Genomic DNA, 15459 nt, shown 5'->3' with positions numbered 1-15459 from the left:
TCATGGATCGGCGCTTTTCAGGCGGAATCGCCAGACGTCAACAGGGAGCAGCTCTACTCGTCATCATGCTTGTCGTCTTCCTCGCCGCAACGTCGTGGGTGCTATCTCGCGCCAACGCGGTCGCGCTCCGCACGGAGAAGGAGGCCAGGACAACCGCCGCCCTGGCCCTCGCAAAAGAAGCCCTGTTGGGACGAGCGGCGGCTGACAAAAATCGGCCGGGGAGCCTTCCCTGCCCGGACATCTCCCCAGGCGAAGGAACGGGGATCGCGCCGCTTTTCTTCATAGCAGAGTGCCCGGATGAACGATACATTGGGCGCCTTCCGTGGCATTCGCTCGACATTCCAAATGCGATAGACGGTGATGGCAATCGCCTGTGGTATGTGCTGTCAAGAAATCTTCGCGACAATGCTTCTGCACAGCCGATAAATGTCACCACGCCCCTGACGCTTGCCCTGGACGGGCAAGGGAACATAGCGGCAATCATTTTTTCCGCTGGCAGTCCGCTCGTCGCTCAGACCGAGCGTCCAAACAACGTCGTATCGAATTATCTCGACGGAGGAAATGCCGACGCCGACATGGCCTACGTTTCTGGACCGCCATCGAACACGTTTAACGATTCCGCGATTGCGATCACCCGAGACGAACTCTTCCGCGCGGTCGTCATGCGGGTTCTCGCAGAAATTCGAGGCCCGGACCCGAACGCTGCGCTCCCTCACTATGGCCTGCGGAATTACAGAAAGGGGAACAGTGTTTTTCCCTGGGCGGACGTCGATAACGACGGGGTGCAAGACGTGGGGAGCATGAGCGGAACGATCCCGTACGGAGAACTGGGGCTTCCCATCGGGCCGCCGCCGAACCCAGATTCGCTCGCTTGGCTCAAGGACAACAGCTGGTTACCTCTGGTGAACTATCGACGGCTGAATAGCGACGCCGCGCAGATATCGATCGGTAACGTCTCGATCACCGTTTTCCCGTGCCCTAGCACGCCATGTCCCTAACTCTTCATCTTCTCCAGCCATGAAAACGCGAGCTTCGCTGCGGGGTTTCACACTCGTCGAACTGGCGATCGTCCTCGTGATCGTAGGACTGCTGATTGGCACCTTGATGCCCCCTTTATCCGCTCAAATCGATCAGCGAAACGCCAACGAAACGCAACAAAAGCTCAACGACGCGCGGGATGCACTGATCGGTTTCGCGGCGGTGAACGGCCGGCTGCCCTGCCCGGCGGCGCCAACAACGGCCACCGGGACGGCCGGCGCTGGTGTTGAGTACGCCGCAACGGCGAGCGGATGCACAACCAGCACGTCCGGCGTGTTGCCTTGGATCACCCTCGGCTTGCCGGAAACCGATGCTTGGGGAAGGCGTTTTACCTATCACGTCGCGGACGATTTCGCTAAGACCATCGCGCCCGGAAAAACCGCCGCGTTCGATTTGGCGACGAATGGGAACATCAACGTCCTCAGTACAGCGGGCGGGTCGACAGTGGCGACAGCGATACCCGCTCTCTTCCTCTCACATGGGAAGAACGGCTTAGGTGCCTATATGCCAGATGGCACGCGACAGTCCCTGCCGACCGACACCGACGAACAGGAAAACAGCGATGCAGATCATTCCTATGTCAGCAAGGGACTCGTTGGGACCTTCGACGATCAGGTGAATTGGGTTCCGCCGTTGATCCTCATGCACAAGATGCTTTCCGCTAGTCGCCTACCCTGAGCACGCTAATCCACGGCGCCCTTCATTCATTGCCTACAAGCGCCTCTGAGCGAGGCAGTGGCGCATCGCTCCACGACCATTGGCTTTCAACCGCGCCTTGACCCGCGACCATTCTTTGGAGTCAAATCGATCCGTACTCCCATGACGTCGTCAGGCGCTGCAATGAACGCCCCTTCCCCCTTCCTCACCCGTCTCCGCCATGCCGGCATCCTGCCGACGGATTCGGAGGAATTGCGCCTGCAGAAATCGCTGCTGGTGTTCGCCACCGGGCTGATCAGCTTTGCCTCGATGCTGTGGTTGTTCATTTATTGGCAACTCGGTCCGCAATTCTCATCGACGATTCCCTTTCTGTTCCAGCTGTTGCTCGTTGGCAATCTGGCCATCTACATCAAGACATCGAACTTCGATCTCTTCCGGCAAACGCAGTTGGCCCTGTTCCTCTTCATGCCGTTTGTCGCGCAATGGAGCATGGGAAACTTCATCAGCGCGAGCGGCGTCAGCCTATGGGCGCTCCTCGCGCCGATCGGGGCGGTTCTCTTTATCGGGCCGCGTGATGCGCTAGCGTGGTTTTTTGCTTACCTGTTCCTCACAGCGCTCTCGGGGACCTTCGATTATTACCTCGCCGATTCGCTGGGCAGCGTGCCGGTAAAAGTGAAGACGGAAACCTCCGTCTTCTTCTTCGCACTGAATTTTGCGGCCGTATCGACGATTGTTTTCCTCCTGCTACGTTATTCCGCGACGGAGAAACAACGCGCCCAGGCGCGCCTGCAGGAAGCCCATGCCTTGTTGCTCGCAGAGCAAGAGCGCTCGGAGCGGCTGCTGCTCAATATCCTGCCCGGTCCGGTCGCCGAGCGGTTGAAGGCCAGTAATCAGACGATCGCCGATGGTTTTGCCGACGTATCGGTGATGTTCGTCGACATCGTCAATTTCACCCGTGTAGCCGAAGGGTTGAGCCCCCAGCAAGTATTCTCGATGCTGAACAAGATTTTCTCGTCCTTCGACGAACTCGCCGAGAAGTACGGGCTCGAGAAAATCAAGACGATCGGCGACGCGTACATGGTGGCTGGGGGCCTCAACAACGATTGTGAGAACTATTGCGAGGCATTGATGGACATGGCGCTCGAGATGAAACGCCTGCTCGAACACGATCTCGACATCAACCATCTACGCCTTGAGATTCGTATCGGCATTGGCACCGGACCCGTCGTTGCAGGCGTCGTGGGCAAGAAGAAATTCATCTACGACCTATGGGGCGACACGGTCAACATCGCCAGCCGCATTACGAACGAGGGCGCCCCCGGAGTCATCCAGGTCGACGAAACAACGTATCGCCGGCTGCGGAACCACTTCGACTTCGAAGGACCGCAGACCCTCTATCTCAAGGGTAAAGGCAACACGGCCGTGCATCGCGCTATCGGACGTAAGCCAGCGTTTGAAACAGGCGCTCCCGGCGCGGCGCGTGCCGCCGCGATCTGATGGGGCTGCCCCCCGAGAGTCGACGCCTTGGTTGGATGGTTGTTGCGAGGAACCTTGCCGAGGCGCCGGTCACATTCGCGTCAGTTCAAAGCAGACCCGTCCGTTGATATTGTTCGTCAGCGCCAGTCGGTATCCGTAGCTCTCGGCTTGCCGCGCCGCGTTGTAAAGGCCGATGCCGAACCCCTCTTCCGACGGTACGGGCGCACGCAAGAGGTCAGCCTCGATGGCTTTGTCGATCGCCGTCCCGGAGTCGATCACCCTGAAACGTGTTGCGTCCTTGCTAAGCGAAACGACCACTTCCACACGATCTTCCGTTTGGCGCTTTAGCAGCGCATTCTGCAGAAGATTGTCGGCGACACTATCGAACAAGAGGGCCGGGACCGCCATGTCCGGATCAAACACCACCGGCTCAAAACGAACACCATCGTACGCATAACGCTGTCGGAGCCCCTCCCACCACGCTTGAACAGGCATCGCTCCGCTGGCGTCGTCCTCCGGCCGCCTTGGTGCTTGTAGATTCGCCAGCGTCCGCTCCAGGCGGTGAGCAATCTGAGGAAGCTGCCGCTGGAAAAGTTGATGTAGACGAGGCGCGTCAGCCTCGCTCGCTTCCTGCGCCACAAAGCACAGGTTGTTCAAAGACTGAAGAAGGTTCTTCACGTCATGGGTCAGACGCGCTCCCGTCTCATGAATCGCGCTCAGATACGTCATTTGCTGCAATTCCCGCGCGCGCTGCTTGGCAACGTAGTACTCGCCGGTAAGCCGCACCAGGAGATTGACATGCCAGACAAGTGACGGGCTCAGTTTGTATGGGGTAAAAAGCGTCAGCACGAGCGTTTGCGCCGGAAAGTCCGAGCGAAAGCGCGATTCCTCGCCCACCCGCCCGGCGCCGACCGTCGTCGCCCCGCTTGCTGGTGCCCAGGCGGCCCCCGTCGCCCAAGCGAGATCCGCGATACGCCGTGCTGCCGCTTCGAGAAACCGGTCTGGGTCATTCTCGTTGTCGGCGCATTCGAGCAAGCCCTGCAGCCAGGTCTCGAATGGCAGGGCAACGCCAAGCACGTAACGTGAGAGGAAAACGCCGATACCGCTGAACCCCGGTCTCGGATTCCACGCCCAGGCAACGAGGAACAGCATGACCGCCATTGAGACAGCCGTCTTGAAAACAGCCTCGACATACGAAGCCTGACGAAGCAGCATGAAGGCAAGGCTGCCCAACACAAGAACCGAAACGAGCAACAGGACAAAGAGGCTGTAAAAAAAATCGACTATGCCGCCACTCACCAGCCTAATCTCGCGAGGGCGGGGAACCAACATGCCTATGAAAATCAGCGGCGCCGTCCAGGCGAATGCCTGATCGAGCGACACGCCTGTATCCGCATGAGGAACCACCCGTGGCAAAAGCCACATCAGCAAGGCGCAGAGGAGATACGCGAACGCCAACAAATAGAACAAACGGGTCGGAAGATGGCCGAGCAGCAACACACGTCCGCCGAGGAGTGCGGCGAGAACCAGGACCCATAGGATCATCAGCCACCACCCGAAAAGCCAAGCCCCGGCAGCCAACACCGCCGAGAACAGGAACAAGTTCCCGGTGTCGAGCTTGCGTTCCGTCTGGATGAACGGCTGCCAGAGGATGAAGAGTCCGAGATCGACGAACCAGAGCATCAACCCGAGCGTGGTGTTGGACCCAGCCAACAAGGTGAGATGAAGCACCGCCATCAGCGAAAACAGCACCCAGCGCTGCCGTTCGCGGACAAAAACCCCGACGCGCCAAAGCGGCGTCACGCCCCTAGCCTCTGTATGCGAATACCGCCGACCGCTTGGCGGTACTGGTCGAAATATCGACAAAAGTGTCGAACCGCCGACACTTTGAGAAGAGAAATCGGCCAAAGAGGCCTGAAAATCGTGGCACGTAACATGCTTAATAGGACCGTGAAAATCTGCACTTGGGGGAGAACACGATGTTAAGACGGCAGTCCGGATTCACGCTCGTAGAAATTGCCATTGTACTTGTCATCATCGGTTTGCTGCTTGGGGGAGTATTGAAGGGCCAGGAGTTGATCAATAGCGCTAAGGTCAAGAATCTCGCAAACGATTTCCGGACCATTCCGACGTTCGTCTACGCTTATCAAGACAAATTCCGAGCACTCCCGGGTGACGATCGCGCCGCAAGTGATCACGTCGGAGCGGGGACCCCAAACGGCGATGGAGATGGACGCATCGAGGGGAATTGGAACGCCGAGCCAGCAGGGGGCGCGTGCCCAAGTGAGTCCTGCAACTTCTGGCTCCACGTACGCAGGGCCAATCTTGCTGCCGGCACAACGGTTATCGGGGCCGACTTCATTCCGCGCAATGCTGAGGGAGGGGACATTGGGGTTACTGGCGTCTCACCCTTTACGGGAGCCGGTGGCTGGGCGGGCAACTTTTTCGTATGTTCCACCAATATCCAAGGGAGGTTCGTGCGGCAACTCGATCTTGCCATGGATGATGGCATCACTAACACCGGAAACGTCCGTGTCATCTGCCAAGGGGTCTGCGCATCTACGGAGGCGTTTCCGGCAGCCCTAACCACCAACGATGACGCTACCCTTTATACCGTTTGTTCGTCATATTGAACCGCAGCAGACATTAAGTTCACCCTTTCAATAGCCTCCCCTCGGCCGCCGCCAGCGCCCCCGGCGCGCCGAGGAGCACGACCACATCCCCCGCTTCAAAGCGCGTCCTAGCCGTCGGTTCAAGCGTCTTGATATTGCGGCGGCGAATTGAAGTCACTTCGACACTGCCGCTGTCCAGTTCTAGCTCGTTCAACGTTTTTCCGATCGCGTAAGCATCGTCGCCGAGCGAGATCGAACGTAATCGCGGCTCGTCGGCGTCGTGCGCGCCGTCGTCAAGATCGCTATCTCCATGGAAGAACCCGCGCATTGTGCGGTAACGAGCGGCTCGGGTCTGACGAATGCGTTTAAGCACGCGATTGATCGGTACTCCCGCATGGATCAGCGCATGCGACGCGACCATCATGGCGGCCTCCATCGTCTCTGGAACGACCTCCGCCGCGCCGGCCCGCTGCAAGCGGTCGAAATCCTTGTCATCGACCGAACGCACGACGACGGGAAGGCTCGGACTCAAGTCGCGGACTTGGCGTAGCAGACGTTCGGTTGCACGCGTATCGATGAACGTTACGACAAGAACGCTGGCGCGCGTCGCACCTGCCGCAAGCAGGGTTTCGCGCCGCGTCGCATCGCCGTAGACGACGTTCTCGCCGGCGGCCGTGGCGGCGCGTACATGGTCAGGATCGAGGTCGAGCGCGACGTAGGAGACGTCTTCCTGTGCCAAGAACCGCGCCAGATGCTGGCCGGTTCTTCCAAAGCCGCAGATGACGGCATGCTTCTCGGTGCTCATTGCCCGTGCCGCGAGGTTGGTGAGTTGCATCGAGCGCATCAGCCATTCGCTCGCAGCGAAACGCAAGACAATGCGGTCGCTGAAGTGCACGATGATCGGCGCCAGCAGTATCGAGAGCACGAGTGCCGCCAGCACGGCCTGCAGTACGAGAGGGGGAAGCAGGCCCGCACGTCGAACTTCGGACAGCAGGACGAAGCCGAATTCGCCACCTGCGCACAACCAGAGCGCACTGCGCATGGCCGCCCCGGTGAAAGAGCCGAACAAACGAGACAGTGAAAAAACGATTACGGACTTCGCGGCAAAGAGAGCCAAGAGTACGGCCAGCACGAGGAGTGCATGATGGACGACGAGCGGTACGTCGAGCATCATCCCTACCGTGACGAAGAACAGGCCGAGAAGTACATCGCGGAACGGCTTGATATCCTCTTCGACCTGATGGCGATACTCCGTTTCCGAGATCAGCATACCGGCCAGAAAAGCCCCCAGCGCAAGCGATAGGCCAGCTTCTCCAGTCAGCCAAGCAAGTCCCAGTGTGATCAGCAGCACGTTGAGCATGAAAAGCTCGGCCGACTTACCGCGCGCGACGATGAAGAACCATTTGCTCATCAGTCGGCTGCCGACGAAAAAGACGACCAGCAGCATGCCGATTGCTTTGATAACGGCAACCGCGAGCATGAAGGCCAAGCGCTCGGGCGTTTGCGAAAAAGCCGGAATGACCACCAGCAAGGGCACAACGGCGAGGTCCTGAAACAGCAGCACGCCGACCACTTCACGGCCATGCGGGGCATCGAGTTCAAGGCGTTCGCTGAGAAGCTTGGTCAAAACAGCCGTCGACGACATGGCCAGCACGCCGCCGAGAGCCACTCCGCTTTGCCACGAAAGGCCGAAACCCTCTGCGACGGCAACCGTACCGACCAGTGTCGCCAGAACCTGCAGCGAACCGAGGCCGAACACGATGCGTTTCATCGCGACGAGTCTGGCCAGCGAGAATTCAAGGCCAATCGAGAACATCAGGAAAACGATGCCGAACTCGGCAAGATACTCGACGCCAGCGAAGCCGCGCGTGAGATCAAGCGCGTGCGGTCCGACCACAACACCTACGAGCAGATACCCCAGAATGGGGGGCAGGTTCAAACGCCGGAAAACGATGACCGATGCGACGGAAGCGCCCAAGAGCAGCAGGATGATTGGCAGGCTTTCCATTTAACAGGCGTTCGATTCGCTCGCGTCAAACTGCTCAGGTGGAAAGCGGAACGAACCGATCTCCATCGCTCGGTGCAAAGTTCAGGGCTACCGCTTCCGTGCGGCGTGCTTCCCCAACGGTATCGCCGGCACCCGCAAACTCCGCTCGCGGGCAGGCGCCAGGGGCCTTCTGCTATACTTGCCCAATCATAACGGTTACCTTCCCATGAGCCAAATTCAACCATCGCCGAAGGCGCTCGACCTTGCCCGCCAAGTGTTGCGCATCGAGGGCGACGCGGTGCTCGCATTGATACAGCGTATTGACGAATCCTTCTTGGCGGCGTTATCGCTGATCCTCAATTGCAGCGGCCGGGTCATCGTCAGCGGTATCGGCAAATCGGGGCATATCGGGCGCAAGATCGCGGCGACGCTGGCAAGCACCGGTACGCCGGCTTTTTTCGTCCACCCGGCGGAAGCGAGCCATGGTGATCTTGGCATGATCACGTCGGACGACGTCGTAATCGCGATATCGAATTCGGGTGAAAGCGCCGAGCTGCTCAATATTCTGCCGGCGATCAAACGCCAGGGCGCCAAGCTAATCGCAATGACCGGCAACGCCGAGTCGTCAATGGGGCGGGATTCGGACGTTCATCTGAACGCGGGGGTTGCTCAAGAAGCGTGCCCGCTGAATCTCGCGCCAACGGCGAGCACAACGGCCGCACTGGCGCTCGGCGACGCTCTGGCGGTCGCCCTGCTCGACGCGCGCGGTTTCGGCGCCGAAGATTTTGCTCGCTCGCACCCCGGTGGAGCGCTTGGGCGGCAACTCCTCACCCGCATCCGCGACGTAATGCGGACTGGAGAGGCGATACCGCTCGTGCGACCGGATACAGCCATACCGGATGCAACACGAGAAATCTCTCGCGGCGGCATCGGCATGACGGTCGTGGTGGATGAAGGAGAAACGCTGGTCGGAATATTTACCGACGGCGATCTCCGGCGCGCGATCGTCAGCGGCGTCGATCTGCGGGCAAAACGGGTACGCGATGTGATGACCAAGGGCCCGCGCACAATCACGGGTGACAAGCTCACGGCCGAGGCAGTAAAGATGATGGATAAGTTCCGCATCAATCAGCTGCCCGTCGTCGACGAAAACGGCCGGCTCATCGGCGCTTTGAACATGCACGATCTGTTTCAGGCACGAGCAATATGAGCGCCACGATCGAGGTGGCGCGCCAGCGAGCGGCGCGGGTCAAATTAATGGCTTTCGACGTGGATGGCGTGCTCAGCGACGGGTCGCTTTTCTATACTGACGACGGGATCGAGATCAAAGCCTTCAATACGCTCGACGGTCTCGGTATGAAGCTTTTGCAGCGTGCCGGCCTCAAGGTGGCGGTGATCACCGGGAGGAAAGCCGCATGCGTCGAACGGCGCATGCAGAACCTGGGTGTTGAGCTCTTGTTTCAAGGCATCGAAGACAAGCTTCAGGTCATGCGCGAACTGGCGCACACGCTCGACATCCCGATGGGAGAGGCCGGCTACATGGGAGACGATATTGTCGACCTGAAGATCATGGGCGCCTGCGGGTTTTGCGCTACACCGAGCGACGGCTACGATCGCGTTGCCCAGTATGCGGATTACGTCAGCAGCCGGGCCGGCGGGCGCGGCGCGGCACGCGAAGTGTGCGACTTCATTCTCGAGGCTCAAGGCAAACTCGACGCCATGCTCGCCCCTTACCTTTCGGAAGAGCGGCGATGAGGAACTGGGGAAGTGCGCTTTTTCCGCTGAGTCTTCTTCTGGCTCTGGCAGCGCTGACATTTTGGCTGCGCTACGCAACCGAGCTGCCGGAAGAAAGGCGCGATGGCAAGACTCGTCATGATCCGGATTACGTGATTACCGGTGCCACACTACGCAAGCTTGACCCAACCGGGCAGCTACAATATACCTTGAAGGCAACCGACATCCGGCACTACCCGGATGACGACACGACGGACCTGACCAAACCGGACCTCGAATACCTGCGCCCCAAGAAACCGCCGACGAGGATTACGGCCGAACGCGCGCACATGGATAAAACAGGCCGGCAAGTCGATCTTTACGAGAACGTCAAAGTCCGCCGCGAGCCTGACGGCAAGTACGACGTGATGACGGCGACTACGAACACGCTTACCGTTCTGCCCGACGAAGACCGGGCGTTCACCAAGGATCCGGTATTGATCACTGAAGGGGGATCCTGGGTGAAAGGTATCGGGATGCAGCTCAATACGAGCACCCAGATCTACATTCTCGAATCGCACGCTTTCGCTATGCTGGAAAGCAGGCACGCCAAGAAGTCAAAGCCATGAAGACGATCCAAGCCACTCTATTCGCCGTGCTGACGGCGCTTACCTTACCGGTACACGCGGAGCGTGCCGACCGCGAGAAGCCGATCAACCTTGAGGCCGACCGGATTCATATGGACGACATCAAGAAGGTTCAGACCTTTGAAGGCAACGTCATTTTGACGCAGGGTACCCTGCAAATCCGCACCAACAAGCTCGTCGTCACGCAGGACGCAGACGGGTTCCAGAAAGGCGTGGCCATCGGTGGCGCCAATGGCTTGGCACGGTTCCGCCAAAAGCGAGAAGGACGCGATGACTATATCGAAGGCGAAGGTGAGCGCATCGAGCACGATGCGCGAAACGAAAAAACGGAGTTCTTCAACCGCGCATGGGTCCAGAACGGGCAGGACGAGGTCCGCGGTACTTACATCTCATACGACGCATTGACTGAAAAGTACGTTGCGACAAGCGCGGGCGAAACCAAGACGGCGACCGGCGCCCCGCAAGCCCGCGTACGCGCCATCATCCAGCCGAAGGGCAAGAATGCGCCCCCGGCTGAAACAGGCGGCGACCCCTTGTCGCTCAAGCCCTCGCCCGCGGTTACACCCGCACCGCAATAGGCTGCGCTAACGCCGCCGGAAAAAGGGCCTACTCCGATTACCAGCGAATGCTGCAACGTGTGTCGGCCTAGCTTTGTGATCGGACTGGCTTTGCCTGCGTAGTAGGGCGACCGATTCGGAGCTGGCCTCCCGCGGTGGCGTCAGTCGCGCCACCGCCACTCAATCCCGCGGAACTCCACCTCTTTCCTGATCACTTCCATCGCTTCGTCCACGAGCGCCTGTTCGCCCTCGACGCCAAGCTCCAAGTGTCGCCGTTGTCCGTCCTCGCCGATCGAGGGCAAGCTGAATAAACGTAAGGTCGGATACTCGGCAACAACGCGATCCATCAGATCGAGCAAGGCGCTTTCGTACGCCCGCGGCCCGGTGAGCAGGAACGCCTTGTCGACTGCGGGATGCCGGTTGAACAGCGAAGAGTAGTACGTGTCGAGCGACCAGGCGGCCATGGGGTGGGCCATCTGCGGAAAACCGGGCAAGAAGTGATGGTCGCGTACTCTGAATCCAGGAATGCGGTTGAAGGGATTGGGGATGATATCCACCCCGCGCGGGAAGGTGCCGAGGAGGAGACGCTGCGGGGTGATATCGTCGGCGAAGCGGGCACGGATCTCACCTTCGGCATCGGGATGCAGGACGAGCTCAACGCTGAGCGCCTCCGCCGCCGCCTGCCGCGTATGGTCGTCCGGCGTATTCCCGATACCGCCGAAGCTGAAGACGATATCGCCGGCCGAAAAGCTGCGTCTAAGTGCGGCAGCGATGCGCGGCCGGTCGTCGCCAATGTACTCGACCCAGGACAGACGAAGGCCCCGCTCCGAGAGCAGCTGCGTCATTTTCTGAAAATGGCGATCGGTGCGCTTTCCCGAAAGAATTTCATCGCCGATGATCAGTGCGCCAAAGTCCATGATGTCTCCTATCTTGTAAAGCCAGAACGCTTCAATGCCAGTGAGCCACAGACGCCACAGACGTCGATCAGCATCTTGCCCATGCCCGGCTGATTGGTGCGGAGCGCTGGCCGCGAACGCCTTAGCTGACTCAGGAATTTGCGACAGCCACTACCGATCCTTGGCGCAGTCTGCGCAGTGCCTCAAGACCGTAGTGAATATAAGCGAGCGCTGCCAGCGAAGGGGCCAGCAGGCCGATCAATGGAACATGGCTGAGAGCGGCCATCGCCAGTCCGAGGCCCAGCATCGGCAGCGCGTGCTCGCGTCGTAACCTGCGCCATTCATCGGCGGTCGCATGTACCGCTAGCGCGTCGTAGGCATAGGTCCGCCGGTTAAGCCAACTAATCCAGAACAGCGGGAGCAGAAGCCCGAGTCCGGGCACCAACCAGAACGGCATGGTGGCAACCCACCCGATGACGAACAGAACCGCCGCCCAAACGCTGTTCCACGTTGATGCCACGAAGCTGTCGCGTCCTTGGCGCACGAGGTCGGGGTAATCACGCGCGGCAACGTGGTTCAGCATGAGTGGCAGCACGACGATGGCGGTTAACAACATCGCCACCAGATAACTCGCCGACAACAATACCAGCCAGCCGCCAAGCAAGGCGAGCACCTTAGCCAGCCAAACGGCGCCCCACCCGGCCATCCAACTCATCGGCGGCTGTTCGATGAATCTACTGACCAGATAGTCGAGCGTCGCGAGTCCAAGCACGAACAGAAGGATCAACGCGGCCAGCGCCGGACCCAGGATATAGAGCCACACCTTACCTTGCCGGAGCGATGCCAAGCTGCGTTGCACGGCACGAATCATCTCGGTCATGCGCATTTCCGTCTTTGATGTTCCGGCGCCATCGCGGCACCGGAACATCAAGTTGCTCAGTCCTTTTCCGGTATTGGCATCAGTTGCCCGTCCTCGTCGTTCTCGTCCGCGAAATACGCTCGCGTCAACGAGACAATTTGGGGAGACAGGAGAAGGAGCACGATGAGGTTGGGAATGGCCATCAGCGCGTTCAACGTATCGGCCACCAGCCAAGCGAAATCGAGGCTAAGCACGGCCCCCGGGAAGACAGCGACAGTCCACAAGACCCGGAACGGCTTCGCCGTCACCGTACCGAGCAGGTACTCCCAGCATTTCTCCCCGTAATACGCCCACCCGAGAATCGTTGTGAACGCGAAAACGGCGAGGGACAACGCTAGGAGGTATTTCCCGAAGCCGGGCATTGCGGCCTCGAATCCGGCTGTCGTCAGTTCTGCTCCATTCGCACCCGATGACCAGACACCGCTGACAACAAGCATCAGGCCGGTCATAGTGCACACGATAATCGTATCGATAAACGTGCCCATCATGCCGATCAGCCCGGAGTAGACGGGTTGAGCACTAGACCCAGCGGCCTGCGCAATGCCCGCCGTCCCGAGCCCCGCTTCGTTGGAAAAGATGCCTCTCGATACGCCTTTCTGAATCGCCATGAGCACCGTGGAACCGACAAATCCCCCCGTCGCGGCCGTTGGGCTGAACGCTTGGGCGAAAATCAAGGCAAATGCATCCGGAATTCGCTCGGCAAAGACAAACAGCACGACGCAGCAGCAACCGATATACCCGACGCACATCGCGGGCACGAGGAATTCCGCAACCTTACCGATGCGCTTGATGCCACCCAGTACCACAAGGCCGGTGAGCACAACGAGGATGACTCCCGTAACCCAGGTCGGAAGACCGAATGCAGCGCGCATGGCGCTGGAAATCCCGTTCGCCTGGACCATGTTGCCAATGCCGAATCCTGCCAGCCCCCCGAATATCGAGAATGCAGCAGCCAGCCAGCGCCAGTTTTTGCTCAGGCCGTTTTTGATGGCATACATCGGCCCGCCAGCCAATTCGCCACGCGCGTCGATCTCGCGATACCTGACAGCGAGAACTACTTCGCCGTACTTTGTTGCCATGCCGACCAGCGCGGTCATCCACATCCAGAACAATGCTCCGGGGCCTCCCACTGCAATGGCCGTGGCCACCCCGGCGATATTGCCTGTGCCCACTGTCGCGGAAAGGCACGTCATGAGCGCGGCAAAGGGTGTGATATCACCTTTGGCCTCGCCATCGGGCGTTCGGCTGCGCAGTATCATGCGAAAACCGGCACCGATCTTTAGTATGGGCATGAACCCAAGGCGCAATTGAAGATAAAACCCCGTCCCGAGGATCAGAACAATCATCGGAACGCCCCAAACGATCCCATTGACCGTGTTGAAGAACTCGTGCAAGTACTGCATCAATCCTCCGGAATAATTGAGTAACCGCCGACGCCGCGGGCAAATCGTTAAACGGTGAAAGACTGCCTATCCTTGCTCAGGCCGGACGCGCAATAGACATCGGGGCATCGTAGATGCAATGGTGGCAACATTCAACACATTTAACGAAGCGGCAAGCCTATCCACACCACATTCTCTACAGAGTACAGAAGCATTTTTCCGGAATGCGGGCAGAGCAAGCACATGCCAGACTCGCGAAAAGCAAAGGAATCGAACCACGCATGACGACCGTTCTCATTCTCTATTCCACAACAGATGGGCATACGCTCAAGATATGCCGTCGTCTCAAGGAATGTATCGAAGAAGCGAAGCAATCCGGGGCACACCAACCGGAAATCGGTGTAACGATTCTACCCATCGAAGAGCACGCTCAGATTGATCTGGCATCGTTCGACAAGATCGTCATTGGCGCCAGCATCCGCTACGGCAAGCACAGACCGTGCGTATTCGATTTCATCGAGGGCCATCTGCCTTTGCTGGACAGCAAGCCCAACGCTTTCTTCACAGTCAATATCGTGGCGCGTAAGCCCGAGAAGAATCGCCCGGACACGAACCCGTATATGCGCAAGTTTCTGCAACGTACTCGTTGGCGGCCGAAGAACCTCGCGGTCTTTGCAGGCAAGTTGGATTATCCGAGATACGGTTTTTTTGATCGGCAGATGATTCGGCTTATCATGCTGATTACCAAAGGGCCCACCGACCCGGCGACAGTCAGGGAATTCACCGACTGGGATTCGGTCGACGCATTTGCCCGCCTCGTACGCGCAATGTAAAAAGCACCCCGGACAGGACGAGCGCACCAACCGCCGAGCGCCGCATGCGGTTTGCCCCGGCCATTATTGGAGAGACCCATGACTTGGCACACCTTGGCCTTTATTTGCACGATCCACGCGATCGCTCTGATCTCGCCCGGCCCCGACTTTGCCGTCATCACCCGGCTATCGATCGTGTCGGGGCGACGGTCCGGTATCTATGCCGCGGCTGGTGTAGCCACGAGCATCGGGGTTTACGTTGTGATCTGCATGCTGGGATTGTCCGTTGTTCTGGCGGCACTCCCCGGGGTTTCCGGCATACTCTCCGTAGTCGGTGCTCTCTACCTGGCCTGGCTCGGCATTCAGTGCCTGCGGTCGAAAGGCGAAATGCCCAACGCTGGAAACGCACTTCCTGGAGGCCGTGCATTTTTGACCGGCCTGCTGACCAATCTTCTGAATCCAAAAGCGATGCTCTATTTCGGGAGCATTCTTTCTCAGGTGCTGAGCGCCGATCTTTCACTCACCGATGGAGCGATTCTCTGGAGCGTTCTCGTTGCCGAATCGATGCTCTGGTTTACTGTCGTCGCCAGCCTCTTCTCCGCGCAAACCGTCCTCGCTTATCTCCGGCGTTATCTCAAATGGTTTGAACGCGCGATCGGCGTTGCCTTGCTGGCGCTTGCAGCTCGGGTCGCCGCATCGTCTCGCTGACCAGATGCTCGGCCAACCTGGCATCAGAGTCACGGGTACAGCAAGCCTGCACCAG

General features: G+C 59.2%; 15 protein-coding genes. 10 read left to right on the top strand and 5 right to left on the bottom strand.

The window, feature by feature from the left end; translation table 11 throughout:
• Nucleotides 1–2 precede the first annotated feature (2 nt).
• The 3 genes from NZ453_RS08845 to NZ453_RS08835 all read left to right on the top strand — a co-directional run bounded on the left by NZ453_RS08845 (nucleotide 3) and on the right by NZ453_RS08835 (nucleotide 3192).
• A complete protein-coding gene (locus tag NZ453_RS08845) occupies nucleotides 3–998 on the top strand; it encodes a hypothetical protein (RefSeq protein ID WP_263770162.1) in 996 nt (331 codons plus the stop codon).
• 19 nt (nucleotides 999–1017) lie between these two features.
• Entirely contained in the window at nucleotides 1018–1716 is a 699-nt protein-coding gene (locus NZ453_RS08840) for a type II secretion system protein (protein WP_263770161.1), read from the top strand.
• A gap of 162 nt (nucleotides 1717–1878) precedes the next feature.
• Nucleotides 1879–3192, top strand: a complete 1314-nt coding sequence (locus NZ453_RS08835; protein WP_263770159.1) for an adenylate/guanylate cyclase domain-containing protein — start codon at nucleotides 1879–1881, stop codon at nucleotides 3190–3192.
• Between the two features lie 69 nt (nucleotides 3193–3261).
• Here NZ453_RS08835 and NZ453_RS08830 read toward each other — a convergent pair whose 3' ends face one another.
• On the bottom strand, nucleotides 3262–4974 hold the full coding sequence (locus NZ453_RS08830; RefSeq protein WP_263770158.1) for an ATP-binding protein: 1713 nt from the start codon (nucleotides 4972–4974) through the stop codon (nucleotides 3262–3264).
• 176 nt (nucleotides 4975–5150) lie between these two features.
• On the opposite strand from NZ453_RS08830, the gene NZ453_RS08825 reads away from it, so the two are divergent.
• Nucleotides 5151–5804, top strand: coding sequence for a prepilin-type N-terminal cleavage/methylation domain-containing protein (locus tag NZ453_RS08825; protein ID WP_263770156.1), 654 nt, complete (start codon nucleotides 5151–5153; stop codon nucleotides 5802–5804).
• A 19-nt stretch (nucleotides 5805–5823) separates the two neighbouring features.
• Here NZ453_RS08825 and NZ453_RS08820 read toward each other — a convergent pair whose 3' ends face one another.
• On the bottom strand, nucleotides 5824–7791 hold the full coding sequence (locus tag NZ453_RS08820; RefSeq protein ID WP_263770155.1) for a monovalent cation:proton antiporter family protein: 1968 nt from the start codon (nucleotides 7789–7791) through the stop codon (nucleotides 5824–5826).
• Nucleotides 7792–7996: 205 nt separating this feature from the next.
• Between NZ453_RS08820 and NZ453_RS08815 the strand changes: the two genes are divergently transcribed.
• The 4 genes from NZ453_RS08815 to lptA are packed head-to-tail and all read left to right on the top strand — an operon-like array spanning nucleotide 7997 to nucleotide 10708.
• Nucleotides 7997–8980, top strand: a complete 984-nt coding sequence (locus NZ453_RS08815) for a KpsF/GutQ family sugar-phosphate isomerase (RefSeq protein ID WP_263770154.1) — start codon at nucleotides 7997–7999, stop codon at nucleotides 8978–8980.
• The gene (locus NZ453_RS08810) at nucleotides 8977–9525 is read left to right on the top strand and encodes a KdsC family phosphatase (protein ID WP_263770153.1); all 549 of its coding nucleotides are present in this window, start codon (nucleotides 8977–8979) and stop codon (nucleotides 9523–9525) included. Before NZ453_RS08815 ends, NZ453_RS08810 begins: the two co-directional genes overlap by 4 nt.
• Entirely contained in the window at nucleotides 9522–10112 is a 591-nt protein-coding gene (gene lptC / locus NZ453_RS08805; RefSeq protein ID WP_263770151.1) for an LPS export ABC transporter periplasmic protein LptC, read from the top strand. The genes NZ453_RS08810 and lptC overlap by 4 nt, the downstream gene beginning before the upstream one ends.
• Nucleotides 10109–10708, top strand: a complete 600-nt coding sequence (gene lptA, locus NZ453_RS08800; protein WP_263770150.1) for a lipopolysaccharide transport periplasmic protein LptA — start codon at nucleotides 10109–10111, stop codon at nucleotides 10706–10708. The genes lptC and lptA overlap by 4 nt, the downstream gene beginning before the upstream one ends.
• A 140-nt stretch (nucleotides 10709–10848) precedes the next feature.
• Here the strand turns inward: lptA and NZ453_RS08795 are convergent, their stop codons facing one another.
• From NZ453_RS08795 to NZ453_RS08785, 3 genes are all read right to left on the bottom strand, one after another.
• Entirely contained in the window at nucleotides 10849–11604 is a 756-nt protein-coding gene (locus tag NZ453_RS08795) for a competence/damage-inducible protein A (RefSeq protein WP_263770149.1), read from the bottom strand.
• A 130-nt stretch (nucleotides 11605–11734) separates the two neighbouring features.
• Complete coding sequence (locus NZ453_RS08790) at nucleotides 11735–12463, bottom strand: EI24 domain-containing protein (RefSeq protein WP_263770148.1); 729 nt, start codon at nucleotides 12461–12463, stop codon at nucleotides 11735–11737.
• A 56-nt stretch (nucleotides 12464–12519) separates the two neighbouring features.
• The gene (locus NZ453_RS08785; RefSeq protein WP_263770147.1) at nucleotides 12520–13905 is read right to left on the bottom strand and encodes an alanine/glycine:cation symporter family protein; all 1386 of its coding nucleotides are present in this window, start codon (nucleotides 13903–13905) and stop codon (nucleotides 12520–12522) included.
• A 260-nt stretch (nucleotides 13906–14165) separates the two neighbouring features.
• Here NZ453_RS08785 and hemG point away from each other — a divergent pair, with 260 nt between their 5' ends.
• Both hemG and NZ453_RS08775 read left to right on the top strand, forming a co-directional pair.
• Complete coding sequence (gene hemG / locus NZ453_RS08780; protein WP_263770143.1) at nucleotides 14166–14717, top strand: menaquinone-dependent protoporphyrinogen IX dehydrogenase; 552 nt, start codon at nucleotides 14166–14168, stop codon at nucleotides 14715–14717.
• A gap of 78 nt (nucleotides 14718–14795) precedes the next feature.
• The gene (locus NZ453_RS08775) at nucleotides 14796–15404 is read left to right on the top strand and encodes a LysE family transporter (RefSeq protein WP_263770142.1); all 609 of its coding nucleotides are present in this window, start codon (nucleotides 14796–14798) and stop codon (nucleotides 15402–15404) included.
• Nucleotides 15405–15459: the final 55 nt, after the last annotated feature.

The sequence above is a fragment of the Propionivibrio soli genome (assembly GCF_025770765.1).
Lineage (GTDB): Bacteria > Pseudomonadota > Gammaproteobacteria > Burkholderiales > Rhodocyclaceae > Propionivibrio > Propionivibrio soli.
This window is presented reverse-complemented; position numbering and strand designations above follow the sequence as displayed.